Annotated in this window: 23 protein-coding genes; 8 read left to right on the top strand and 15 right to left on the bottom strand. The window is 62.4% G+C overall.

Features of this window, described 5'->3' with window-relative positions; all coding sequences use genetic code 11:
- Positions 1–7 precede the first annotated feature (7 nt).
- Entirely contained in the window at positions 8–1,051 is a 1,044-nt protein-coding gene (hrcA, locus tag QMK17_RS14605) for a heat-inducible transcriptional repressor HrcA (RefSeq protein WP_283509981.1), read from the bottom strand.
- A gap of 146 nt (positions 1,052–1,197) precedes the next feature.
- Here hrcA and QMK17_RS14600 point away from each other — a divergent pair, with 146 nt between their 5' ends.
- A complete protein-coding gene (locus QMK17_RS14600) occupies positions 1,198–1,503 on the top strand; it encodes a type II toxin-antitoxin system VapB family antitoxin (RefSeq protein WP_037107431.1) in 306 nt (101 codons plus the stop codon).
- A 22-nt stretch (positions 1,504–1,525) separates the two neighbouring features.
- Here QMK17_RS14600 and hemW read toward each other — a convergent pair whose 3' ends face one another.
- Positions 1,526–2,734 carry a radical SAM family heme chaperone HemW gene (gene hemW / locus QMK17_RS14595; RefSeq protein WP_283509980.1) on the bottom strand — a complete coding sequence of 403 codons (1,209 nt, stop codon included), beginning with the start codon at positions 2,732–2,734 and terminating at the stop codon, positions 1,526–1,528.
- Between the two features lie 390 nt (positions 2,735–3,124).
- Between hemW and QMK17_RS14590 the strand changes: the two genes are divergently transcribed.
- The 5 genes from QMK17_RS14590 to QMK17_RS14570 are packed head-to-tail and all read left to right on the top strand — an operon-like array spanning position 3,125 to position 8,626.
- Positions 3,125–4,858, top strand: coding sequence for a nitrite/sulfite reductase (locus QMK17_RS14590; protein ID WP_283509979.1), 1,734 nt, complete (start codon positions 3,125–3,127; stop codon positions 4,856–4,858).
- On the top strand, positions 4,855–5,565 hold the full coding sequence (locus QMK17_RS14585; protein ID WP_283509978.1) for a phosphoadenylyl-sulfate reductase: 711 nt from the start codon (positions 4,855–4,857) through the stop codon (positions 5,563–5,565). The genes QMK17_RS14590 and QMK17_RS14585 overlap by 4 nt, the downstream gene beginning before the upstream one ends.
- Positions 5,544–6,530 (top strand): sulfate adenylyltransferase subunit CysD, encoded by a 987-nt coding sequence (cysD, locus tag QMK17_RS14580; protein WP_283509977.1) that lies wholly within the window; start codon positions 5,544–5,546, stop codon positions 6,528–6,530. The genes QMK17_RS14585 and cysD overlap by 22 nt, the downstream gene beginning before the upstream one ends.
- Positions 6,530–7,852: a sulfate adenylyltransferase subunit 1 gene (locus QMK17_RS14575; RefSeq protein ID WP_283509976.1), complete on the top strand. Its 1,323-nt coding sequence runs from the start codon at positions 6,530–6,532 to the stop codon at positions 7,850–7,852. The genes cysD and QMK17_RS14575 overlap by 1 nt, the downstream gene beginning before the upstream one ends.
- 30 nt (positions 7,853–7,882) lie before the next feature.
- Positions 7,883–8,626, top strand: coding sequence for a sirohydrochlorin chelatase (locus QMK17_RS14570; RefSeq protein ID WP_283509975.1), 744 nt, complete (start codon positions 7,883–7,885; stop codon positions 8,624–8,626).
- A 3-nt stretch (positions 8,627–8,629) separates the two neighbouring features.
- Here the strand turns inward: QMK17_RS14570 and QMK17_RS14565 are convergent, their stop codons facing one another.
- The 7 genes from QMK17_RS14565 to QMK17_RS14540 form a co-directional block, all read right to left on the bottom strand.
- Positions 8,630–9,310 (bottom strand): YoaK family protein, encoded by a 681-nt coding sequence (locus QMK17_RS14565; protein WP_283509974.1) that lies wholly within the window; start codon positions 9,308–9,310, stop codon positions 8,630–8,632.
- Positions 9,311–9,406: 96 nt separating this feature from the next.
- Positions 9,407–10,474, bottom strand: a complete 1,068-nt coding sequence (locus QMK17_RS14560; RefSeq protein WP_283509973.1) for a sulfate/molybdate ABC transporter ATP-binding protein — start codon at positions 10,472–10,474, stop codon at positions 9,407–9,409.
- Positions 10,474–11,274: a sulfate ABC transporter permease subunit CysW gene (gene cysW / locus QMK17_RS14555; RefSeq protein WP_283509972.1), complete on the bottom strand. Its 801-nt coding sequence runs from the start codon at positions 11,272–11,274 to the stop codon at positions 10,474–10,476. Before cysW ends, QMK17_RS14560 begins: the two co-directional genes overlap by 1 nt.
- On the bottom strand, positions 11,271–12,134 hold the full coding sequence (cysT, locus tag QMK17_RS14550; protein ID WP_283509971.1) for a sulfate ABC transporter permease subunit CysT: 864 nt from the start codon (positions 12,132–12,134) through the stop codon (positions 11,271–11,273). Before cysT ends, cysW begins: the two co-directional genes overlap by 4 nt.
- Positions 12,135–12,139: 5 nt before the next feature.
- A complete protein-coding gene (locus QMK17_RS14545) occupies positions 12,140–13,162 on the bottom strand; it encodes a sulfate ABC transporter substrate-binding protein (protein WP_283509970.1) in 1,023 nt (340 codons plus the stop codon).
- A gap of 203 nt (positions 13,163–13,365) precedes the next feature.
- On the bottom strand, positions 13,366–13,467 hold the full coding sequence (locus QMK17_RS26385) for an Ms4533A family Cys-rich leader peptide (protein WP_336620151.1): 102 nt from the start codon (positions 13,465–13,467) through the stop codon (positions 13,366–13,368).
- 134 nt (positions 13,468–13,601) lie between these two features.
- On the bottom strand, positions 13,602–13,832 hold the full coding sequence (locus QMK17_RS14540; protein WP_283509969.1) for a hypothetical protein: 231 nt from the start codon (positions 13,830–13,832) through the stop codon (positions 13,602–13,604).
- Positions 13,833–13,946: 114 nt separating this feature from the next.
- Here QMK17_RS14540 and QMK17_RS14535 point away from each other — a divergent pair, with 114 nt between their 5' ends.
- Positions 13,947–15,989, top strand: coding sequence for a glycoside hydrolase family 15 protein (locus QMK17_RS14535; RefSeq protein WP_283509968.1), 2,043 nt, complete (start codon positions 13,947–13,949; stop codon positions 15,987–15,989).
- Between the two features lie 20 nt (positions 15,990–16,009).
- On the opposite strand, the gene QMK17_RS14530 is transcribed toward QMK17_RS14535, so the two are convergent.
- Positions 16,010–17,017 (bottom strand): NAD(P)H-dependent flavin oxidoreductase, encoded by a 1,008-nt coding sequence (locus tag QMK17_RS14530; RefSeq protein ID WP_283509967.1) that lies wholly within the window; start codon positions 17,015–17,017, stop codon positions 16,010–16,012.
- A 30-nt stretch (positions 17,018–17,047) separates the two neighbouring features.
- Positions 17,048–18,931 (bottom strand): translation elongation factor 4, encoded by a 1,884-nt coding sequence (gene lepA / locus QMK17_RS14525; protein WP_283509966.1) that lies wholly within the window; start codon positions 18,929–18,931, stop codon positions 17,048–17,050.
- 55 nt (positions 18,932–18,986) lie between these two features.
- On the opposite strand from lepA, the gene QMK17_RS14520 reads away from it, so the two are divergent.
- Positions 18,987–19,550, top strand: coding sequence for a type II toxin-antitoxin system PemK/MazF family toxin (locus QMK17_RS14520; protein ID WP_283509965.1), 564 nt, complete (start codon positions 18,987–18,989; stop codon positions 19,548–19,550).
- Position 19,551: 1 nt separating this feature from the next.
- Here QMK17_RS14520 and QMK17_RS14515 read toward each other — a convergent pair whose 3' ends face one another.
- Genes QMK17_RS14515 through QMK17_RS14500 form a run of 4 tightly spaced genes read right to left on the bottom strand, consistent with a single transcriptional unit; the run spans position 19,552 to position 23,724 of the window.
- Positions 19,552–20,322: an aquaporin gene (locus QMK17_RS14515; RefSeq protein WP_283509964.1), complete on the bottom strand. Its 771-nt coding sequence runs from the start codon at positions 20,320–20,322 to the stop codon at positions 19,552–19,554.
- A 52-nt stretch (positions 20,323–20,374) separates the two neighbouring features.
- On the bottom strand, positions 20,375–21,205 hold the full coding sequence (locus tag QMK17_RS14510; RefSeq protein WP_283510017.1) for a transglutaminase family protein: 831 nt from the start codon (positions 21,203–21,205) through the stop codon (positions 20,375–20,377).
- A gap of 8 nt (positions 21,206–21,213) precedes the next feature.
- Positions 21,214–22,188, bottom strand: a complete 975-nt coding sequence (locus tag QMK17_RS14505) for an alpha-E domain-containing protein (protein ID WP_283509963.1) — start codon at positions 22,186–22,188, stop codon at positions 21,214–21,216.
- Positions 22,189–23,724 carry a circularly permuted type 2 ATP-grasp protein gene (locus tag QMK17_RS14500; RefSeq protein WP_442972767.1) on the bottom strand — a complete coding sequence of 512 codons (1,536 nt, stop codon included), beginning with the start codon at positions 23,722–23,724 and terminating at the stop codon, positions 22,189–22,191.
- Positions 23,725–23,867: the final 143 nt, after the last annotated feature.

Raw genomic sequence — 23,867 nt, 5'->3', positions numbered from 1 at the left:
GAGGTTCTCAGCGCTCCGCGAGAACCTCGCCGATGTACCTCGCAACGGCTGCGACCGATGCAATTGTTCCTGGGTAGTCCATTCGAGTGGGTCCGAGCACGCCCATCCCACCCAGCACCATGCCAGCAGAACCGTATCCAGTGGAAATCACCGAGGTGCCTCGCATCTCTGCCACCTGGGTTTCTTCGCCGATTCGCACCGTGACTGTGCTCGTGTCCTGTGTCACAGCAATCAGTTTCAGGACAACGACCTGCTCTTCCAGAGCTTCGAGAACAGCACGCAGCGAACCGGGGAAGCCTGCGTCGCCTGCGAAGTCGGCAGCGTTCCTCGTCAGGTTCGCCGTGCCGCCCAGCACCAGTCGTTCCTCGGGATGTTCGACGAGCGATTCGATCAACACGGTCGCCGATCGAATCATCGCGTCGCGGAGTGCCGGAGGCGAGTTCTCGGCGAGCTCGGCCACTGCCGCCGACGCCGCAGCGAGCCGCTTGCTCTCCAACGCACCACCGAGCAGCCTGCGCAGCTGAGAGAGATCTTCGTCTTCGAGAACGTCGCCCAGTTCGACAATGCGCTGATCGACTCGTCCCGAATCGGTGATGAGCACCATCAAGAGACGGGCGGGCGTCAGTGCAACGATCTCGAGGTGCCGGACCGAGGACACCGAGAGGGTCGGGTACTGCACGACGGCAACTTGCCGGGTCAGCTGCGCCAGCAGTCGCACGCCGCGGCGAAGCACGTCGTCGAGGTCGACTCCGTTTTCGAGAAACTCGAGGATTGCTCGGCGCTCGGCCGAGGACAGCGGTTTGACGTCAGCGATGCGGTCGACGAAGCGCCGATAGCCCTTGTCTGTCGGGACTCGTCCCGAACTGGTGTGCGGCTGCGCGATGTAGCCCTCGGCCTCGAGGACTGCCATGTCGTTTCGAACGGTGGCGCTGGAAACTCCCAGGTTGTGGCGCTCGACCAGTGCACGCGAGCCGACAGGTTCCTGAGTGGAGACGTAGTCCGCGACGATGGCGCGCAAGACTTCGAAACGTCGGTCATCGGTGCTCGACATCTTGATCTCCCCTCCGATCCTGTTATCAGGTCCCGCGGCTGTGGCCACGGCAGTCCGTCTTCCGAGTCTAGTAGCCGGAGGACGGCTGCCGACGCAAGGCCTTAGTGTGGTCGGGTGGGCAACTCGACTTCGATGACGAACAACGCATGATCTTCAAAGGTGTGAGGGACGGCAAACCGTACCCGGAGCACGGCCTGTCCCTGCGTGACTGGTCCAAGATTCCACCGCGCCAGCTACGGCTCGACGAGATCGTCACCACGACGAAAGTCCTCGAATTGGATCGACTCCTGTCCGAGGACTCGACCTTCTACGGCGACCTGTTCCCCCACGCAGTCCATTACCGCGGCGTTGTCTATCTCGAAGACGGTCTGCATCGCGCCGTGCGCGCGGCGCTCCGCAATCGGACTGTTCTGCATGCGCGAGTGTTCGACTACGACGTTCTCGGGGCCTGACCTCCCCTGCCGGTGGGCCGGCTCAGGCGGCGATGGTGCGCACGACCGCATCCGCGAGAAGTCGGCCCCGGTCGGTGAGTACGTAACGCTCGTTCTCCACGACCATCAGCCCGTCCGCCACGACCTGCTGCGCTGCAGCGCGTTCGGAGACGTCGAGAGCATCGGCCGGTAGTCCGCTGCGCAATCTGATCTTCAGCATCAGTTCCTCGAGGTGCCGATCGTCGACACTGAGGAGCTCACTCCCGGCAACCGGCAGCGAGCCCGAGCTCAACTGCTCTGCATAACGCGCGGGGTGCTTGACGTTCCAGAATCGGGTGCCGCCGATGTGACTGTGCGCGCCTGGGCCTGCGCCCCACCAGTCGCCGCCGTCCCAGTAGCCGATGTTGTGTTTGCACTGGGCGTCGTCGCCGGTGGCCCAGTTGGAGACTTCGTACCAGTTCAGTCCAGCACCGGAGAGAACAGAATCGATGCGCTCGTAGCGCGAGGCCAGGACGTCGTCGTCCGGGGCAGGAAGTTCACCTCGACGAACCTTGCGAGCCATGGCAGTCCCGTCCTCGACGATGAGGGCGTACGCGGACACATGGTCGACGCCTGCGGCGAGGACGGCCTCCAGGGACAGATCGAGATCGGAGTCGCGTTCGCCGGGGGTGCCGTAAATCAGATCCAGGTTCACATGGCCGAAGCCTGCAGCACGCGCTTCCATGGCTGCGGCCACGGCCCGGCCTGGGGTATGTGTGCGATCGAGCACTGCCAACACGTGTGGTGCAGCAGACTGCATACCGAGGGAAATTCGGGTGAAACCGGCACTGCGAATTTTCTCGAAGAACTGCGGGGACGTCGATTCCGGATTGGACTCGGTGGTGACCTCGGCCCCCGCGGTCAACCCGAAGCTCGACCGCACTGCCGCCAGTACGTCGGTGAGTCCGTCGCCGCCGAGCAAGGACGGCGTTCCGCCCCCGACGAAAACGGTATCGGCCGTCGGAACCAGCCCGGCCCGCTCGCTCATCAGCGACGCAGCAACATCGAGTTCGCGACGAAGACCGTCGAGCCACGACTGCGGTGACGCGGAAGTCCCGAGTTCGCCGGCCGTGTAGGTGTTGAAGTCGCAGTATCCGCATCGCGTCGCGCAGAACGGAACGTGAACATAGATTCCGAACGGCCGCTGCCCGACACCGTCGAATGCCTCGTCGGACAATTCGAGCGAGACGGTGGGCGCGGCGAGAAGGTTCACACCAAACAGTCTCCCAGAACTCTCGGCGGCACTTCGCCGCATGATCGGTGAAACAATGTTTCGGTCGATCTGCCAGCCTATTTACCGTGAAATCGGGGTAAATAGGCTGCTGGGGTCGGACCAGGGCGAATGTCGTGGCACAATGGTCGACGTGAGTGACTCCGGGATCCGACTTGTGGCGCGTCGCCATGTCGATCTCAAGCGTGTCTGCAGTTCCTCGTGTCGATGCTGTAAAAGCCTGTAGCCGCGCTCTGCGTCGGCTCGCTCCAGCGAAGACCTTCAGCAGATCCATCCAGTCAGATCCCACGATCCGTCCGGTGTCGCGTGCAAGCGGTAAGCCTCAGCCCCTCCCCTTGGCCGCCCGGAAGTGAAAGATTCAGGAGCACATCGATGTCGTCGACCACCGACGCCGCTACAGACGCGGCCTCGTCAACGCCTCCGCGCGTAGCCCCGAGGGAGCGCACCGCCCGGCCGACGAAACGACGTGCCGAGGGCCAGTGGGCCCTCGGCTACCGTGAGCCGCTCAATGCCAACGAGCAGGCCAAGAAGGACGACAACCCACTGAACGTGCGTGCGCGCATCGAGAACATCTACTCGAAGCAGGGTTTCGACAGCATCGACAAGGGCGACCTTCGCGGTCGTATGCGTTGGTGGGGTCTCTACACCCAACGTGAGCAGGGCTACGACGGCACCTTCACCGGCGACGAGAACATCGATCTTCTCGAAGCCAAGCACTTCATGATGCGTATCCGGTGCGACGCCGGGGCGCTCAACCTGGAGCAGTTTCGCACTCTCGCGGGCATCTCGAAGGAATTCGCGCGCGACACCGCCGATCTGTCGGATCGCGAGAACGTCCAGTACCACTGGATCGAGATCGAGAACGTTCCCGAGATCTGGCGCCGAATCGAGGCCGTAGGACTGAAGACCACCGAGGCGTGCGGCGACTGCCCACGTGTCGTCCTTGGTTCACCCCTCGCCGGGGAGGCCGTCGACGAAGTTCTCGACCCGACACCTGCCATCGACGAGATCGTCGAGCGCTACATCGGCAAGCCCGAGTACTCGAACCTGCCTCGCAAGTTCAAGACTGCGATCTCCGGCCTCCAGGACGTAGTCCACGAAATCAACGATGTCGCGTTCATCGGAGTCAACCACCCCGAGCACGGTCCCGGTCTCGATCTCTGGGTCGGCGGCGGACTGTCCACCAACCCGATGCTCGCGCAGCGTGTAGGGGTGTGGGTACCGCTCGCCGACGTCCCCGACGTGTGGGAAGGCGTCGTCTCGATTTTCCGCGACTACGGCTACCGTCGTCTGCGTACCAAGGCGCGTCTGAAATTCCTCATCAAGGACTGGGGAATCGAGAAGTTCCGCCAGGTTCTGGAGGACGAATACCTGCACCGCAAGCTGGTCGACGGGCCTGCTCCCGAGAAGCCGACCCGCCCTCGCGATCACGTCGGCATCCAGAAGCTCAAGAACGGCCTCAACGCGGTCGGTGTCGCGCCGATCGCCGGCCGAATCTCCGGGACGATCATGGCGAAGGTCGCCGATGCGGCAGAAAAGGCAGGCTCCGATCGCCTCCGTTTCACGCCGTACCAAAAGCTCATCGTCCTCGACGTTCCCGACGACAAGCTCGAAGAACTGATTTCCGATCTCGATGCACTCGGCCTGCCTGCACGGCCGTCGCACTGGCGCAAGAACCTGATGGCGTGCAGCGGCATCGAATTCTGCAAGCTGTCGTTCGCCGAAACACGCAAGCGCTCACAGGTACTCGTTCCCGACCTGGAACAGCGCCTCGCCGACATCAACCAGCAGCTCGACGTGCCGGTGACCATCAACATCAACGGTTGCCCCAATTCCTGCGCGCGCTCTCAAATCGCTGACATCGGGTTCAAGGGAATGCTCGTCGACGACGGCAACGGGAATCAGGTCGAGGGTTTCCAGGTTCACCTTGGTGGCAGCCTCGGCCTGGACAGTGCGTTCGGACGAAAGCTGCGCCAGCACAAGGTGAACAGCACCGAGCTGGGCGATTACATCGAACGAGTGGTGCGGAACTTCATCAAGCACCGCGACGACAGCGAACGGTTTGCACAGTGGGCCGTGCGAGCAGACGAGGCGGATTTGCGATGAACACAAGGTTGGATCTTTCTGTTGATCAGTTGAAGGCGATCGCCGAACGCGGTGCCCGCGAACTGGATGGGGCCAACGCGACAGAACTGCTCGAGTGGACCGAACGCGAATTCGGAAACGCCTTCATCGTTGCCTCGAACATGCAAGACGGAGTACTGGTTCACCTTGCAGCGCAGATTCATCCAGGCGTGGACGTGCTGTTCCTGGACACCGGATACCACTTTGCCGAGACAATCGGCACACGTGATGCCGTCGAGGCCGTCTACGGAGTGAAGATCGTCAATGCACGCGCCGAGACGACCGTCGCACAGCAGGATTCGATCGAAGGCAAAGATCTCTTCGCACGCGAGCCCAACCGATGCTGCGCGATGCGCAAGGTTGCGCCCCTGAAGAAGGAACTGGCGAACTACAGCGCGTGGGTTACGGGCATCCGCCGCGTCGAGGCACCCACCCGCGCCAACGCCCCTCTGATCTCCTTCGACGACGCCTTCGGTCTCGTGAAGATCAACCCCATCGCCGCGTGGTCCGACGACGAGATGCAGCAGTACATCGACGAGCACTCCATCCTCGTCAACCCGCTCGTCGACGAAGGTTATCCATCGATCGGGTGCGCACCCTGCACCATCAAGCCCGCCCCCGGCGCCGATCCGCGTAGCGGTCGGTGGGCCGGTAAGGCCAAAACCGAATGTGGGTTGCACGCCTCATGACACTTGATTCGACAACACTGGATTCGACAACATTGGACACGGCCAAGGCCGAACGCAGACTGATCGACAGCGACCGCTTCGACACACTCGACGCACTCGAGTCCGAGGCGATCCACATCTTCCGCGAGGTTGCAGGCGAATTCGAGCGCCCGGTTATCTTGTTCTCCGGGGGCAAGGATTCGACAGTTCTACTGCACCTGGCGATCAAGGCATTCTGGCCCGCACCGCTGCCTTTCGCACTTCTGCACGTCGACACCGGCCACAATCTGCAGGAGGTGCTGGACTTCCGTGACTATGTGGTTGCGAAGTACAACCTGCGTCTGCATGTTGCGAAGGTGGAGGACTACCTTGCCGACGGTCGGCTCACAGAACGTCCCGACGGTATCCGCAACCCCCTGCAGACCGTGCCCCTGCTCGATGCCATTTCGGAGAATCGGTTCGACGCCGTATTCGGCGGCGCCCGTCGCGACGAAGAGCGCGCACGCGCCAAGGAGCGGATCTTTTCGCTGCGCAACGCCTTCGGCCAATGGGACCCCAAGAAGCAGCGCCCAGAACTCTGGAACCTGTACAACGGCAAGCACTCCCCCGGCGAGCAGGTTCGCGTGTTCCCGCTCAGCAATTTCACCGAACTCGACATCTGGCGCTACATCGCCAGGGAGAACGTCGAATTGGCAAACATCTACTACGCCCACCAGCGGCCGGTCTACCAACGTGACGGCATGTGGATGACACCCGGTGTATGGGGCGGACCCACCGAAGCCGAGGACCTGCAAACCCTCTCGGTGCGATACCGCACCGTCGGTGACGGATCCACCACCGGTGCGGTGCTATCGGACGCCGCCGACAACGAGGCAATCCTCGCCGAGGTTGCCGCATCCCGACTCACCGAACGTGGCGCAACCCGCGGCGACGACCGCGTCTCCGAGGCTGCCATGGAAGACCGCAAGCGCGAAGGATATTTCTGATGAGCAACCTCCTTTCCGGTCATTCCGAAGGCGCACAGCTTCTTCGTCTGGCCACCGCGGGCAGCGTCGACGACGGCAAGTCCACTCTGGTCGGTCGGTTGCTCTACGACACGAAGTCTGTTCTCGCCGACCAGATCGACGCCGTGACTCGTGCGTCGGTCGATCGCGGACTCAGCACTCCCGATCTGTCGCTTCTGGTCGACGGGCTTCGCGCCGAGCGCGAGCAGGGCATCACCATCGATGTCGCCTACCGCTACTTCGCGACACCTGCGCGCTCGTTCGTGCTCGCCGACACCCCGGGCCACGTTCAATACACCCGCAACACGGTCTCGGGCGCATCGACGGCACAGCTCGTCATTCTTCTCGTCGACGCCCGCAAAGGCGTCATCACCCAGACCCGCAGGCACGCAGCAGTTCTCGCGTTGCTCGGAGTTCCCAAGCTGGTACTGGCCGTGAACAAGATCGACCTCGTCGAGGATCCGGCGCAGGTGTTCGCCGATATCTCGGCCGAGTTCAACTCACTCACCACCTCACTGGGCTGGGCTTCCGAGGACGTCGTCGAAATCCCGGTGTCCGCGCTGCACGGAGACAACGTCGCCATTGCTTCGACCAACACTCCGTACTACACCGGACCGACGCTCATCGAGCACCTCGAGTCGGTCCCGGTCGATGCCGAGCCTCACCGTGTCGGACTTCGCTTTCCAGTCCAGTACGTGATCCGTCCGCGGACAGCAGAATTCCCGGATTACCGCGGCTATGCAGGCCAGGTAGCCGCAGGTACCGTCTCTCCGGGCGACGATGTCATGGTTCTCCCGTCCGGGACCCGCACCACCATCGAGCGCATCGACACCGCCGACGGTGAACTCGGGACCGCAAACGCCGGCCGAAGCGTCACACTCATCCTCGCCGACGACGTGGACGTCTCCCGCGGCGACACCATCGTCTCGCCGCAGGACGCACCGGAACCTCTCGGTGAGTTCGACGCCACCGTGTGCTGGCTGGCCGAGAAGCCACTGCACGCAGGTGCTCGCCTTCTCCTCAAGCACGGAACACGCACCACACAGGCAATAGTCGGTTCACTCGTCGAGAAGTTCGACGAGCAGAACCTCACCGCGCAACCATCGCCGGAATCTCTGCAGCTCAACGACATCGGACGAATTTCCATCCGGGTCGCCGAGCCCATCGTCGCCGACGACTACGCAGTCAACCGCCACACCGGCAGCTTCCTGCTGATCGATCCCTCGGGAGGAAACACGTTGGCGGCGGGACTCGTCGGCGATGCGCTCTCAGCCGTCGAACTCGGTTCACCGCAACCCGCGTGAGCACAGTCAACGCATGAGCACGGTGGACGCATGAGCACCCTGATCGCTGTCGCGCACGGCAGCCGCGACCCGCGCTCTGCGCGAACCGTCGGCGCTGTGGTCGATCGGATTCGTCTGCGTCGTCCGGATTTGGACGTACGAGTGGCGTACCTGGATCTGACCGAGCCCAATGTCGAGACAGTTCTCGACCAGGTGGCCGCAGACGGTGTGCATTCAGCGATCGTGGTTCCGTTGTTGCTGGGCTCGGCATTCCACGCCCGTGTGGATCTCCCCGGCCTGCTGGAGGCTGCCCGAATTCGCCATCCACATCTGACCCTCATGCAATCGGACGTCCTCGGAGACGATCGGCGACTGGTCGACGTCGTACGCACCAGGATCATCGAGACGGGTGTCGACATCGACGACTCGACTGTGGGCATTGCCCTTGCCGCAGTCGGGTCGTCTCATATGCCCGCCAATCAACGCACGCGAGCCCTCGCCGAGCGTGTACTTGCCGGAACACGTTGGGCGGCCGCGGTGACATGTTTTGCCACTGCCCAGAATCCCGGACCCACAGAATCCGTTGCGCGCCTGACTTCGGTGGGGGCACGCACAATCGTCGTTGCCCCGTGGTTCCTCGCGCCCGGTCTGCTCACCGATCGTGTCTTCGCGGAGGTAGCCGACCTGATGTGTTCGAACGCCGAGGCGCTCGGAGACCACCCGCTGGTGGCTGACGTCGTTTCGAGTCGCTACGACGCGGCCGCCGGACGCCTGATTTCTCGTCGATCGGCGTAAGTTTTACCCCAGGATCGTCGAGTTCTCTTCGGTACGTCGGTACGTGTAGAGCGTTGTCACAGCACACACGATCGTCGCGGCGACCAGAATCTGCGGACCGGTGATGGCCAGGCTCATCAGACCACCGATCACAGCACCGACGGTGAAACCTGCGTACAGCAAGAAGTATTCGAGCCAATCCTTGGCTGTACCGCCACTGATGTGGCGTTCGATTCCCTGACCCATCTTCACCAAGGTGCCGGTGACGTAGCTCAACGGAATCGAGACTTCGCCGTTCTTGACGAAAGATGTATTCAAAGCGCCCATCGCGAACGAGATGAACAGGATCGGCACAAATTGCACCTGAGGCGCACTCCAGCCGCTCATGACTACATCGACGACAGACGCGACGGCCAGAGCAGCCGTTGTCAAAACGGTCGCGCCGTGGGGATGGTCGTTCCACAGGTGACGCCTGCAGAGCGATGCGATGACGACTCCAGCGACGAAGGTCAGGATCAAGAGAATTGCTGCTGCAGCCATCGCATGCTCACCACGGAAGAAACCGACGGCCGCCCGCTCGGTATTTCCCGTCATGAAGGTGACGAAGTAACCAGCGGTGTTGGTGAACGCGGCAGCACCGACCAGACCAGCAAGTCCGGCGAGTATCCAAGAAAGTCGGGCATGGGAAGTGAATATTTCACGCATGTACCCCAACGGTAGGTAAAGGTAGCGCTCGCGTCCTCGTGTTGTCGGTCACGTCGAACACTCCGCAGTGGAGCGGCTCCTCCGCCGAGCACGTTGCTAGCCGGAGGTCGCCTTCTCCAGCGGATCTGCTTGTGTGGGCGTGCCCGAGGACGCGATCACGGGAATTCGAGTCGCACGGGCGTACACGGTCTCGCCAGGATTCAATCGAAGCGCTTCGCTGTCACCGCGTGTGATCTGCGCTGCGAACAACTCCCCCGTCGCGGCGTTCTTGAGCTCGACCTTGACCTCGAACCCGAGGTGCACGACGCGTTCGACGATGGCGCGAGTAACACCCGCCGACTCCGCGGTGCCGTTTTCCTGCGCAAGCGCAAGGCTTGGATCTCTGCCGACGCGGATGTCGTGCGGTCGCACGAGCAGTCCGTTGAGTTTGGCAACCTGCCCGAGAAAAGACATCACGAAGTCGTTGCCTGGACGGTCGTAGAGATCCTCCGGCGACCCGATCTGTTCGATGCGTCCCTTGTTCAACACCGCGATCCTGTCGGCGACATCGAGCGCCTCCTCCTGGTCATGGGTGACGAGAACCGTTGTGACGTGAACTTCGTCGTGCAGACGACGCAACCACGTTCGCAGATCCTCGCGAACCTTGGCGTCGAGCGCACCGAACGGCTCGTCGAGCAGCAGCACCTGCGGGTCCACGGCCAACGCCCGAGCAAGAGCCATGCGCTGGCGCTGCCCGCCCGACAACTGAGCCGGGAACCTCGACTGGAACCCCGCAAGCCCGACGATCTCGAGGAGTTCGTCGACCTTCCGCTTGATCTCGGCTTTCGGACGCTTCCTGATCTTCAACCCGAATGCCACGTTGTCGCGCACACTGAGGTGCTTGAACGCCGCGTAGTGCTGAAAAACGAAGCCGATCTCACGCTTCTGCGGGCTGATCCACGTCACATCCTGGCCGGCGAGAATCACCTGGCCGGAATCGAGTTGTTCCAGTCCAGCGATCGACCTGAGCAACGTCGACTTGCCCGAGCCACTCGGTCCGAGGAGCGCCGTCAACGATCCCTTCGGGATGTCGATGCTCACGTTGTCGAGCGCCGCGAAGTCACCGTAGTTCTTGTTGGCACCGACGACGGAGATCTCGATCTCGCCTGCCTTCTGTACGGTCATTACTTCGTCCTCTTCTTGTCGAGGGCAGTCATCAGGAGCAGCACGATGACGGCGATTGCCATGAGCAGTGTCGACGCAGCGTATGCGCCCTGCTGATTGAAGTCCTCGTATCGCGAGTTGACCAGGAGTGTCAGTGTCTGGGAGATACCCGGCAGGTTGGTGGACACCATGATGACGGCGCCGAACTCGCCGAGCGATCGCGCCACCGTAAGCACTATCCCATAGGTCAGGCCCCACCGGATCGCCGGAAGCGTGATGCGCCAGAAGGTTTGAAGCGAGGACGCACCGAGTGTCGATGCAGCTTCTTCCTGTTCCTCCCCGATCTCATAAAGGACAGGTTCGACCTCCCGCACCACGAATGGAAGGGTCACGAAGATCGTTGCGATCACCATGCCGGGGAGGGCGAAGATGACTTTGAATCCGAGGCTCTCGATACCGCCGAACCACCCGTTGGCACCCCACAGCAGGATCAGCGCGACGCCGGTGACGATGGGCGATACGGCGAACGGCAGATCGACGATGGCTTCCAGAACTCCCTTGCCTCGGAATCGTCCTCGAACCAGAGCCAGTGCGGTGACGACACCGAACACAACATTGATGGGCACGACGATCACGACGATGAGAAGGGACAACTGCAGCGCGGATTGGGCCGCGGGAGTAGTGATCAGCCCCCAGAATTCCGAGAACCCGTCCTGAAAGGTTCGGAACAGAATCGCGCCGAGCGGGAACAGTACGAGTGCCGCCAAGTAGAACAGGGCAATCGTACGCAACGAGAGCTTCACCGGTAGCCCGATCTTCATCGCATTTGCTCCTCTCGTCGTGCAAGCCGATTTCCGACGATCCGCAGAACGAACAGGACGACGAAGGCAAGAGCCAGCAGCACCACCGAGATGGCCGCAGCGTCGACCGGCTGGTCGTACTCGATGAGTTCACGGATGTATTGAGATGCGATCTGAGTATCACCGGGGATGTTGCCGCCGATGAGCACGACCGAGCCGAACTCACCGATGGCCCGAGCGAACGCAAGGCCGGTTCCGCTCAGCACCGACGGCAGCAGGACAGGAAGCACGATCGAACGGAATATCGTCAAGTTGTTCGCGCCGAGCGATGCCGCGGCGTCCTCGACCTCCTTGTCGAGTTCGATCAGCACCGGCTGCACTGCTCGGACTACGAAGGGAAGTGTCACGAACAGCAAAGCCACCACCACAGCCGGTTTGGTGGCATTGAACACGAGACCGATCGGACTCGCCGGACCGTAGAGCGACAGCAGCACGAGGCTGGCGACGATCGTGGGAAGAGCGAACGGCAAATCGATCAACGCGTTGACGAATCGCTTTCCTGGAAATTCGTCGCGCACCAGCACCCACGCGATCAGAGTTCCGAGGAACAAATTGATCACCGCAGCGGCAATGGATACCTCGAGCGTCACCTTGAATGTCGCCACCGCACGCGGCTGACTCACTGCATCCCAGAAGCCGACGATGCCGTCGTCGAACGATTTGACCGTCAGCGCCGCCAACGGAAGCAGAACGATCACACTCAGCCACAAGACTGCGATGCCGAGCCCGAAAGGCCCGACCGAGCCCGGTCCGCGGAACTTTTTCCCCGTGCGGGGAGACGGCCGCGAACCCGTCTCGCTACGGATACTCGTTGTGGACATAGTTGCTACTTGGTGTTTTCTTTGTAGATCGTGGTGATCGCGCCGTTGTCGCCGAAGAGGTCGGCGTCTACCTGAGTCCAGCCACCGAGATCGTCGATGGTGCGCAGTTCGGTCGGGGTGAAGAACTTGTCCGAGTATTCGGCTGCGATCTCCGGGTTGGTCGGCCGAAAGCCTGCCTCGGCCCACACCTTCTGGCCTTCGTCGGTGTAGATGAAGTCATTGAGAGCGTTCGCCTTGTCGAGCTGCGAGCTGGTGTTCACCACCGCCACCGGGTTGTCGATGCGGAATGTGTCCGCGACGTCGATGTGCTCGACCTTCTCGCCCTGCGACTCGATCAGCAACGCCTCGTTCTCGTAGCTGATGAGAACATCGCCCTGCCCCTGCAGGAATGCTTCGGTAGCGGCGCGACCCGATTCGGGCTGAACCGGGAAGTGACCGGACACCAGCTGCTGGACGTAGTCGAGACCCGCCTGCTTGTCCTGGCCGCCATTGCTCTTGGCCGCATACGGCGCGAGAAGGTTCCATTTGGCCGATCCCGAGCTCAGCGGGCTCGGGCTGATCACCTGGACATCGGGCGCGAGTAGGTCGTCCCAGGTCTGGATGTTCTTCGGATTGCCCTCTCGAACGACGAGCGTCACGACGGAGCCGAAGGGCACTCCCCCGTAAGCGTTCTCGTTCCAGTTCTCGTCGACCTTGCCTGCTTTGACCAGACGGGCAACATCGGGTTCGACCGAGAAGTTGACGATGTCGGCCGGTGCGCCGTCGGCGACCTTGCGCGACTGGTTACCTGATGCGCCGTAGTCGGCGTTGATCGACGTACCGTCGCCCGCCTCGGTCTCTGCGAACGCCGGAGCAATTGCATCCCAGCCGTTCTTCGGCACTGCATATCCCACGAGAGTGAGCGCGGCACCGCTCGCCGAGCCGCCTTCGGCACCGACGATATCGCTCGATCCGCCACCGCATGCAGCAAGCACCAGGGTTCCCACGGCAGCAAAGGTGGTGAGCAGATAACGAGAGCTGTGCCTCATCGAATAGTGCCTTTCATCGAGTATGTGATCTCGGAAACTGTTGACTGAAGTCGTACGAGGACATGCGGACGACAAGAATCGCTTGTCGGCAGGGCTGCACGGGACCGGGCTGAACGGAGCATGGAGCGACTGCGTGAGATCAGTAGGGTCCGCGACCCGAGACGGATCCTGCCGCACGAAGTACCGTCGGAAAAGCGCCGCAGCTAGGGCGTGGAGCGCCGACAGTCGATATCGGCGACTGCAAGCATGCCGACCGCAATCAACGCCAATTCATGGCGGACTCGGTACTCGGCAGCGACAGACACGGTCAGAAATCTAGCAGAGGATCCGATCGGACTCTAATCCTGCACGGCTGCCCTCGATCACCTGGTCAGAAACCACGCGAGTACGACGAGAACCAACAGGGCGATCAGCGCGAGCGAGACCCTCGACTTCGGCATCAGGAACCTTCCGTGATCGATGGATCCGACACGACCTCTGTCGTGTCTCGTTCGGCATGTGCATCGCGCCCGAGCAGGTGAAGCACTCCCGCCAGCACGCCGTCGAACGCCCACGCCAACAGGAACGCGGCAGGAACGGACACCAACAGCACGACGATCGACTGCGGAACGAACGGGAGACCGGTGATCCACAGTTCGATCCCGTCCCACCAGGTGGCTAGCGCGTGCACGCACTCCACCTTAAACGGGTCGGTCCCGTAGGCGTCACTCCCGGTCGTCCCGGGCGCCACGCCGATGCACGCCAGCGGTGGACGGAGTGCACCCCTGGCGTCGATGATTGACCCATGACGGCATTCGAGGAGCAGTCGACGGTTGTGCCCGTGCGAGACGACACGATCCTGAGACCAGGTGTGCCAGATGCAGACACAGACGACCCTCAGGGGGTTCTGGCCAGCACGGACGCTCCCGTGTCCACGCTGACGTCCTATCGCAGCGCCTTTCCGCCCATCGACGACTACGCCTTCCTTTCCGACTGCGAGACCACGTGCCTCATCGCGCGCAACGGCTCGGTCGAGTGGATGTGCGTTCCGCGCCCCGACTCACCGAGCGTCTTCGGTGCCGTCCTCGACCGCAGCGCCGGGCATTTCCGTGTCGGACCGTACGGACAATCCGTCCCCGCCGCGCGTCGCTATCTCCCCGGCGGCCTGATCGTCGAGACGACGTGGCAGACCGAAACTGGCTGGCTCGTCATCCGCGACGCGTTGGTGATGGGTCCTTGGCACAACACCGACCAACGCTCGCGCACACACAAGCGAGCGCCGACGGACTGGGATGCCGAGCACATCCTTCTCCGGACGGTGAAGTGTGTCAGCGGCACCGTCGAGCTGGAGATGAGCTGCGAGCCTGCTTTCGATTACCACCGTGCGCCCGCGCAGTGGGAATTCACAGGCAAGGTCTACGAGGAAGCGACGGCAACGTGCGAGGCCAGCGCGATCGGCGACCAGCCGACGCTGAAGCTGACCACCAATCTCCGTATCGGCATCGAAGGTCGTGAAGCGCGGGCCCGCACGCGAATGTCGGAGGGTGACAACATCTTCGTCGCTCTGTCCTGGTCCGACCTGCCCGCACCTCGGACCTTCGACGAGGCGGCCGAGAAAATGTGGCGCACGTCCGAGTGTTGGCGTCAGTGGATCACTATCGGCCGGTTCCCCGACCATCCGTGGCGGGGCTACCTGCAGCGCAGCGCGCTGGCGTTGAAGGGCCTCACGTACGCACCGACCGGCGCTCTGCTTGCCGCATCGACCACGTCGCTACCGGAAACGCCTGGCGGAGAGCGTAACTGGGACTATCGATACACCTGGGTACGCGACTCCACGTTCGCCCTGTGGGGCCTGTACACCCTCGGACTCGATCGTGAGGCCAACGACTTCTTTTCGTTCATGGCCGATGTATCCAAGTCCGACAACGGCAACGCCAACCCGTTACAGGTGATGTACGGCATCGGCGGCGAGAAGACTCTCGAAGAGAGTGAACTCCCACATTTGTCCGGCTACGACGGCGCACGCCCGGTGCGCATCGGAAACGGTGCGTACAACCAAGAGCAACACGACATCTGGGGCACCATGCTCGACTCGGTGTACCTGCACGTCAAATCGCGCGAGCATGTTCCCGAGTTTCTGTGGCCGTTGCTCAAGCGTCAGGTCGAAGAAGCGATCGCGAACTGGCGCAAGCCCGACCGCGGAATCTGGGAAGTGCGCGGGGAACCGCAGCACTTCACCTCATCCAAGCTGATGTGCTGGGTGGCGCTCGACCGCGGTTCGAAACTCGCCGAAATACACGGCGAGATGGGCTACGCACAACAGTGGAGCGAGATTGCCGACGAGATCAAAGCAGACATCCTCGAGCACGGCGTCGACTCTCGCGGCGTCTTCACTCAGCGATACGGTCACCCATCTCTCGACGCATCGCTGCTCCTCGCGCCGTTGCTCAGGTTCCTTCCCGCCGACGACGAACGCATCAAGGCGACAGTCCTTGCAATCGCCGACGAACTCACCGAGGACGGGTTGGTGCTGCGCTACCGCGTCGAGACCACCGACGACGGCTTGGCCGGGGAAGAAGGCACCTTCACCATCTGCTCCTTCTGGCTGGTATCGGCACTCGTGGAGATAGACGAACTTCCACGCGCCAAGCATCTGTGCCAGCGGCTGCTCGGCTACGCCAGTCCCCTCAAGTTGTACGCGGAGGAGATCGACGCCAAAACCGGTCGCCATCTCGGCAACTTCCCCCAGGCCTTCACTCACCTCGCATTGATCAACGCCGTAGTACACGTGATTCGCGCCGAGGAGACGCAGGCCGCTGGTCATTTCCAACCGGCGCACACCAACTAGTCGCGTTACGTGTCCGGCACCTAGCGTCCGAGCTGCTTCGCCCATTCGGCCATCAGCTCGGACGCTGTAGTCGCACGAGCCCGCCGGTGGCCCGTCCCTGCCCACATCGACAACCCGGACGGGTCCCCCGCTGCAGCTGACTTCGCGCGCATCGGTGCCGTCAAATAGTGAAGATCCGGATACGCCAACGGCGCGGCCTCGGAGTTCTCCAGCATGAACTCGTTGATCAGTCCGCGTGCAGGTCGGCCCGAGAACGCCCGTGTGACAGCCGTTCCCGACGCCGCCGTCAACTGTTCGCGGTGCACAGGACGCGTCCCCGCCTCGGCAGTGTTGAGGAACGCTGTGCCGAGCTGCGCTGCATGCGCAACGCCCGAAGCGAGCAACGGCGAAATGTCCGCGCCGTCCATGAGTCCGCCGGCCGCAATTCGCGGCAGACCCGACACTGCACGCACCGCGGCAAGCAGTTCGAACAACGGCAGATCGGGCGCCGAGCCGTCGAAGCTTCCGCGGTGGCCACCGGCTTCGGGGCCCTGTACCACGAGGGCGTCGACGCCGTTCGAATCAGCTTCTGCGGCCTCGGCCGCAGACGTTACGGTGCACCACACCTCGGTACCGGCCCCGTGCAGAGCCTCGACCTCGGCCGCACTGAACGTGCCGAAGGTACTCGACACCAACGGAACCGGATGCTCGACGAGCCAACGAAACTTGGCCGAATAATGGTCGTCGCGCCGCGGTAGCTTGCCCGGTTCGGCACCGAACTTGTCGAACCACGGCTGGATCCTCCTCGCGTAGGCCGCAACGTCGGCCCCAGAAGGATCATCGGGCAGGAACAGATTGACTCCGAAAGTTACCGCACGAAGCGAATCCACCTGCGATTCGAGCTTCTCGATGTCCAACAGTGCCCCGGCCAGCATGCCCAGGCCACCTGCCCGCGACACAGCCTCGGCCAACTCGGGGGTGGACGGTCCGCCCGCCATCGGGGCACTGATGATCGGAATGGTCAGTTCGCTCAGTATTCGCGTCGTCACACCATAGGAATCTACTCGTGCCGCGCCGGATTACTTCTTCGGCTTGTCCGTCGAGGATTCCGACGACAACGCAGCGACGAATGCTTCCTGCGGCACCTCGACGCGGCCGATCGTCTTCATGCGCTTCTTGCCTTCCTTCTGCTTCTCCAGCAGCTTGCGCTTACGGCTGATGTCGCCGCCGTAGCACTTGGCCAGGACGTCCTTGCGGATCGCTCTGATGTTTTCGCGCGCAATGATCCTCGATCCGATTGCAGCCTGAATAGGCACCTCGAACTGCTGCCGCGGGATCAGTTCCTTGAGCTTCGTCGTCATTTTGTTGCCGTAGGCAGCCGCGGCATCCTTGTGGACGATCGCGGAAAACGCGTCGACGGCCTCGCCTTGCAGCAGGATGTCGACCTTGACGAGTGCTGCGCTCTGCTCGCCGATCTCCTCGTAGTCGAGGCTGGCATAACCGCGGGTGCGCGACTTCAGAATGTCGAAGAAATCGAAGATGATCTCGGCCATCGGAATGGTGTAACGCAGCTCGACTCGGGTTTCGGACAGGTAGTCCATGCCGCCGAGCTCGCCGCGCCTGCCCTGACACAGTTCCATGATCGAACCGATGAACTCACTCGGAGAGATGATGGTGCACTTGACCATCGGCTCGTACACGTCACGAACCTTCCCCTCGGGCCAGTACGACGGGTTGGTCACGACGTGCTCGGCATTGTCCTCCATCTCGACGCGGTACACGACGTTCGGTGAGGTGGAGATGAGGTCGAGGTTGAACTCGCGCTCCAACCGCTCACGTGTGATCTCCATGTGCAACAGACCGAGGAAACCGCAGCGGAAGCCGAACCCGAGCGCCACCGACGTCTCCGGCTCGTAGGTCAGCGCCGCATCGTTGAGCTGCAGCTTTTCCAGCGCGTCGCGCAAATCCGGGTAGTCGGAGCCGTCGAGCGGATACAGCCCGGAGTAGACCATCGGGCGCGGTTCGCGATATCCGGTCAACGGCTCGGTCGCACCCTTGCGGAACGTGGTGACGGTGTCGCCGACCTTCGACTGGCGTACGTCCTTGACGCCGGTGATCAGGTAACCGACCTCGCCGACTCCCAGTCCCTTTGTTGCCTTCGGATCGGGTGAGACGATGCCCACTTCGAGCAGTTCGTGCGTCGAGCCGGTCGACATCATCGTGACCTTCTCGCGCGGGTTGAGCGCGCCATCGACCACCCGGACGTAGGTCACCACGCCGCGGTAGGTGTCGTAGACGGAGTCGAAAATCATTGCTCGCGCTGGACCGTCGGGATTGCCGACCGGCGCAGGCACCAGCTTCACGACCTCGTTGAGCAACTCCTCGACACCGACGCCGGTCTTGCCGGACACGCGAAGTACATCGCCGGGCTCGCAACCGATGATGTGGGCGATCTCGCCCGCATACCGATCCGGGTCGGCCGCGGGAAGGTCGATCTTGTTGAGCACCGGGATGATCGTCAGGTCTTTGTCGAGGGCGAGGTAGAGGTTCGCCAGCGTCTGCGCCTCGATTCCCTGCGCAGCGTCGACGAGCAGAACTGCACCTTCACACGCCTCGAGGGCACGCGAGACCTCGTACGTGAAGTCGACGTGGCCGGGTGTGTCGATGAGGTGCAACACGAATTCTTCGCCGTCGACAACCCACGGCAGACGGACGTTCTGCGCCTTGATGGTGATGCCGCGCTCGCGCTCGATGTCCATGCGATCCAGATACTGGGCTCGCATCGACCGCTCGTCGACGACGCCGGTGAGCTGCAGCATCCGATCTGCCAGCGTCGACTTCCCGTGGTCGATGTGGGCGATGATGCAGAAGTTCCTGATCCGAGCGGGATCGGTGAACGTCGTGTCGGCGAAGCTGGGCACTCGTATCCTTTGCTGGCGTTTTCGTAGAGAGAACACAATCATCGTCCCACGCCTGTGGGTCGGCACCGTCAGTGGCTGCTGTCTAAACTCGACTCTCATGGCTGGCAACTGGAGCAAAATCGGCAAGGAAATCGGCAAGATCGCACTGCGCGAGGGACCGAGACTGTTTCGTCAGCTGCAGAACTCGGGAGCGCTGCAGAAGGGTAGAGACGCCATCACCGGCGCTGGTTCGACCGGTCCTGTCGTCGAACAGGGACGCCCGGTGGCGTCGAAAACAGTCCCGACCGCGCATCGCGCGCGACAGGTCCAGTACTCCCCCGATCTCGACGGCAAGGCCGATCCAGGTGAGATCGTGTGGACCTGGGTCACCTACGAAGAAGATGCGTCCCAAGGCAAGGATCGCCCCGTCCTCGTTGTCGGCCGCGATGGCACCACACTGCTCGGACTGATGTTGTCGAGTCAGGACAAGCACGACGGCGACCCCGACTGGGTGTCGATCGGTACCGGATCGTGGGACGCCGAGGGTCGACCGAGTTGGATTCGTCTCGACCGAGTCCTCGATGTACCCGAAACCGGGATCCGCCGCGAGGGCGCGATCCTCGCCAAGGGCAAGTTCGAAGCCGTGGCCACGCGGCTACGTTCGAACTACAGCTGGTCCTGACTCAGGATCCCAAACGGTCGTACCGGCCGAACACCCCGCGGTAGACGAGCGCACCCAGCGCTCCGCCGACCAACGGGAACACCAGGAATACCCACAACTGAGCTAGGGCACCCGGCTGCCAGAACGCCACCGCCAGGCTGCGTGCAGGGTTGACGGAGGTGTTGTCGATCGGGATCGACACCAGGTGGATGACCACCAGCGTGAACCCGATCGATACGCCTGCCATCGGTACATCCGAGATCTGATCGGTCGAAGCGAGCACGACGAACACCAGTAGTGCCGTCAGCAGAACTTCGACGAGAACAGCTGCACCGATGCCGTATCCGTTCTCGAGGATGCCACCCAGCGGACCCTTGATCGCGGACGGACTGTGTGCGCCCCACCCGTTGGCGCCGAGCCCGTTCACCGCACGGTCGTACGACGGGAGACTGTTGGCCACAGCGAACAGCACAGCTCCCGCCACGAGCCCACCGACCACCTGCGCGGCGATGTAGAGGGCTGCTCGACCCCAGGACAGCCTGCCCAGCAACGCTTGCCCGACCGTCACAGCGGGATTGACGTGGCAGCCCGAGATCGGGCCGATCGCATAGACGAGGAACAGAAGCGTCAACCCGAATGCAAACGCCACACCGAGATTGCCGACCTTGTCGCCGGCGAACACAGCAGTTCCCACGGCAGCGAACACCAGGACGAACGTTCCGATCGCTTCTGCGACATACTTTTTCGTGTCCGAGATTACTTCCGGTTCCACGTATTCCTGTGCCGTAGACATGTGCCCCGCCTCTGCTGAGAAGGTCCTCGATCAAAGCCTGTCGAGCAGTACGTTACGCCAGTCGCGTGATCTCCACTACAACATCGAGTGCGGTGGATCCACCTCCGGAGAAAATTCCTTTGAGCGGTGGCACATCGGCGTAGTCACGACCGAGTCCGACCGACACGTGTTGCTCGTTGACTGCGATCGCATTGGTCGGGTCATAGCCCCACCAGGCACCGGTCCACGCCTCGATCCACGCATGACTCTGTCCCTCGACCGAGACACCGAGGGCAGCTTCCTTTTTCGGGTGAAGATATCCGGATACGTAGCGGCTCGGAATTCCGATGCTGCGCAGCAACAGCAGGGTCAAGTGGGCGTAGTCCTGGCAAACGCCCTTCTTCTCGGACCACGCCTCGACGGCGGACGTGTGCACACCCGTTGTGCCCGGCACGTAGGACATTTCCTGATTCACCCAGTTGGCCACCTCGACGACGGATTCCTGCGGCGGCAACCCTTTCGACAGCTTCTTGGCGATAACGGCCAACTGCCGATTCTTGGGAACGTACTCGGTGTTGTCGAGTACTTCGTTGAATCGATCGATGACGCCCTCGCTCGCCAATTCCTCCCATGTTGCGATCTCTTCGGGAGGGGAGAACGGATCCGTCTCCACCACAGACGATCCCGTGACCTCGAGTTCGGTGTGCGGTGCGTGTAGGTCGAATGCCGTGACCGCAGTTCCCCAGTAGTCGGTGTAGCGGTAGCTCCTGGTGACCGGATTGGTCTCCACTCGATTCAGAATGACATTTTGCCGGTTGTCACTTCGCGGAGTCAGTCGCGCTTCGTTGTACGACGACGTCACCGGCGCGTCGTACTGATAGCCCGTGGTGTGGACAACGCGCATACGCCAACTCACAATTCACCTTCCAATTGATCTTCGTATGTTCCCGAACCTGCGTCGGTCCACGCAACCCATGGGGCTGCATGGAAGTACTGCTTGGAGATTGCTTCGCCGAGGTCTCGGCACGTCTCCTGAAGTGCGAGCAACCTGTCCTGCAAATCGTCCAACAATGCTCCCGGCCGGAGGAATTCAAGTTCGCTTCGAGCTCGACCGAGCAGGCGCTGAGCTTCCGCACGAGCACCGACTCGACTGTTCGGTTGATGATCCAACTGATCGAGTGATCGCTCGGCTTCACTGAGCGCGTAGAACACCGACCGAGGAAAGAGCCTGTCCAACAACATGAATTCGAGTACTCGTTGCGCGTCGAGCGCGCCACGATAGGTTCGCAGATATGTGTCGTGCGCTCCTGCCGAACGCAGCACCGTGACCCAGGCGGGCGAGGACGGCCGGTCGCCCGCGCGCGAAAGCAACAGACGCACGGTCATGTCGATGCGTTCGACGGACCGTCCGAGGATGAGGAATCGGTAGCCGTCGTCGTGGCTGAGTGTGGAATCCGCGAGCCCAGCGAACATCGCCGCTCGCTCCTCGATGTAGCTGAAGAACTCGTGCGGACCGGTTCGCTTGGACGACCTGATGCGATCGTTCAATCCGTTGTAAGTGGTGTTGAGGCACTCCCACATCTCACTGGACGTGACCTCGCGCGCCCCACGAGCGTTCTCACGAGCACTGGAGAGCGAATCGACGATCGAGCCGCTTCCGTCGCGACTGAAGGCAACCAGCTCGGTCAACGACCACACGTCGAGGGACACGTCCGGCTCGTGCTTGAACCCGAGCACCCGGAGCAGGATTCGAGAAATCTGATCCGGATCGACCGTCGCGTCCTCCAGCAGTTGATGGACCGTCACATCGAGGATGCGCGCAGTGTCGTCCGCGCGCTCGACATATCTTCCGATCCAATAGAGCGACTCTGCATTCCGCGCGAGCATCTACTGTCCACCGCCATTCATGAGCTGCTGCTGTTGCTGTTGTTGTTGTTGTTGCTGGTCCATCGTCAGCTCGGGCCCCTGCTCGGTCCTCGGCGCCTCGGGTGGCTCGCTGACAATCTCCTCGCCTGCGAGTTCTTGCTCTTCCTGCGAGGTTCGGGTGGCGAGCACCCAGGTGTCCTTGCTGCCACCACCCTGGCTCGAATTCACCACCAACGAACCCTCGGGCAACGCCACTCGGGTCAAACCGCCGGGAAGCACCCAGACGTCGTCGCCGTCGTTGACTGCGAACGGCCGAAGGTCTACGTGGCGTGGGACGAGTCGGTCACCGATCTTGGTGGGCACCGTCGACAACTGCACGACGGGCTGCGCGATCCAGCCGCGCGGATCGGCTCTGATCTTCTTGCTGATCGTCGCGAGTTCCTTCGGCGACGCGTCGGGACCGAACACGATGCCGTATCCGCCAGAACCCTCGACCGGTTTGATGACCAACTCGTCGACGCGGTCGAGCACTTCCTCGCATTCCTCGTCGAGCCAGCACCGGAACGTGTCCACATTCGCGAGCAGCGGCTTCTCGCCGAGGTAATAGTCGATGATCGTCGGAACGTACGTGTAGACCAGTTTGTCGTCGCCGACGCCATTGCCCACGGCGCTGGAGATGACCACATTGCCCGCACGCGCAGCGTTCACCAGCCCCGCTACACCAAGAACGGAGTCGGGGCGGAACTGCATGGGATCGAGGTAATCGTCATCGATTCGGCGGTAGATGACGTCGACCTGACGCTCGCCCTCGGTGGTGCGCATATACACGATGTTGTCGCGGCAGAAAAGATCACGGCCCTCGACCAACTCGACACCCATCAGCCGTGCGAGGAGCGAATGCTCGAAGTAGGCCGAGTTGGCGACGCCCGGAGTGAGGACGACCACCGTGGGATCGGCTTCGTTGAGCGCCGCGGCCGCTCGCAGTGCCCGCAGCAGGTGGGATGCGTAGTCGCCCACAGCACGCACTCGGTGCGAGGCGAAGAGGTCGGGGAAGACCCGAGCCATGGTGCGACGGTTCTCCATGACGTAAGACACACCGGACGGGGATCGGAGGTTGTCCTCGAGAACGCGGAACGTTCCCTGGGCGTCGCGAACCAGGTCGATTCCCGAGACGTGGATGCGAACACCGTTGGGCGGCACGATTCCGATGGCCTCGCGGTGGAAGTGCTCGCACGAGGTGATCAGACGTTTCGGAATGACGCCGTCACGGAGGATCTCCTGATCCCCGTAGATGTCGGCCAGGAACATCTCCAATGCTTTGACTCGCTGCTTGATTCCGCGCTCGAGCCGAGACCATTCGCCGGCGGCGATGACGCGTGGAACCTGGTCGAGTGGGAAAGGACGCTCCTGACCGGACAGCGAGAACGTGATGCCCTGATCGATGAATGCGCGACCGAGTGCATCCGAGCGAGCGTCGAGGTCGCCCGCGCTGGCCGGACCCAGCGCGGTGTGGATCCCCTTGTACGGAGTTCGCGTCTTTCCGTCGCCGTCGAACATCTCGTCGAAGGCCAGGCCATACTTTCCGACATCGGAGTAGCCGCTGAAGACCCCTTCGACCTCGGGTTTCTCGCGAGCCGCCGACTTCGATTTGCTTGTGTTGGCCTTGTCTTGGGCAGTGGCTGCAGATCGCGGGCTCATCC

Source organism: Rhodococcus sp. G-MC3, assembly GCF_030063335.1.
In the GTDB taxonomy this organism is placed as follows: domain Bacteria; phylum Actinomycetota; class Actinomycetes; order Mycobacteriales; family Mycobacteriaceae; genus Rhodococcoides.
The sequence above is the reverse complement of the archived record's forward strand: the minus strand, read 5'-3'. Positions and strand labels throughout refer to the sequence as shown.

Bases quoted from the DNA above. Each gene is read 5' to 3' on its own strand.
- QMK17_RS14535 (WP_283509968.1), top strand. From the start codon at position 13,947: ATGACGGCATTCGAGGAGCAGTCGACGGTTGTGCCCGTGCGAGACGAC.
- QMK17_RS14520 (WP_283509965.1), top strand. From the start codon at position 18,987: ATGGCTGGCAACTGGAGCAAAATCGGCAAGGAAATCGGCAAGATCGCA.
- QMK17_RS14500 (WP_442972767.1), bottom strand. From the start codon at position 23,724: ATGTTCGACGGCGACGGAAAGACGCGAACTCCGTACAAGGGGATCCAC.
- QMK17_RS14565 (WP_283509974.1), bottom strand. From the start codon at position 9,310: ATGCGTGAAATATTCACTTCCCATGCCCGACTTTCTTGGATACTCGCC.
- QMK17_RS14600 (WP_037107431.1), top strand. From the start codon at position 1,198: ATGATCTTCAAAGGTGTGAGGGACGGCAAACCGTACCCGGAGCACGGC.
- QMK17_RS14545 (WP_283509970.1), bottom strand. From the start codon at position 13,162: ATGAGGCACAGCTCTCGTTATCTGCTCACCACCTTTGCTGCCGTGGGA.
- QMK17_RS14585 (WP_283509978.1), top strand. From the start codon at position 4,855: ATGAACACAAGGTTGGATCTTTCTGTTGATCAGTTGAAGGCGATCGCC.
- cysD (WP_283509977.1), top strand. From the start codon at position 5,544: ATGTGGGTTGCACGCCTCATGACACTTGATTCGACAACACTGGATTCG.
- QMK17_RS14570 (WP_283509975.1), top strand. From the start codon at position 7,883: ATGAGCACCCTGATCGCTGTCGCGCACGGCAGCCGCGACCCGCGCTCT.
- cysT (WP_283509971.1), bottom strand. From the start codon at position 12,134: ATGTCCACAACGAGTATCCGTAGCGAGACGGGTTCGCGGCCGTCTCCC.
- QMK17_RS14510 (WP_283510017.1), bottom strand. From the start codon at position 21,205: ATGCGCGTTGTCCACACCACGGGCTATCAGTACGACGCGCCGGTGACG.
- QMK17_RS14505 (WP_283509963.1), bottom strand. From the start codon at position 22,188: ATGCTCGCGCGGAATGCAGAGTCGCTCTATTGGATCGGAAGATATGTC.
- cysW (WP_283509972.1), bottom strand. From the start codon at position 11,274: ATGAAGATCGGGCTACCGGTGAAGCTCTCGTTGCGTACGATTGCCCTG.
- QMK17_RS14515 (WP_283509964.1), bottom strand. From the start codon at position 20,322: ATGTCTACGGCACAGGAATACGTGGAACCGGAAGTAATCTCGGACACG.
- QMK17_RS14560 (WP_283509973.1), bottom strand. From the start codon at position 10,474: ATGACCGTACAGAAGGCAGGCGAGATCGAGATCTCCGTCGTCGGTGCC.
- QMK17_RS14575 (WP_283509976.1), top strand. From the start codon at position 6,530: ATGAGCAACCTCCTTTCCGGTCATTCCGAAGGCGCACAGCTTCTTCGT.
- hrcA (WP_283509981.1), bottom strand. From the start codon at position 1,051: ATGTCGAGCACCGATGACCGACGTTTCGAAGTCTTGCGCGCCATCGTC.
- QMK17_RS14590 (WP_283509979.1), top strand. From the start codon at position 3,125: ATGTCGTCGACCACCGACGCCGCTACAGACGCGGCCTCGTCAACGCCT.
- lepA (WP_283509966.1), bottom strand. From the start codon at position 18,931: ATGATTGTGTTCTCTCTACGAAAACGCCAGCAAAGGATACGAGTGCCC.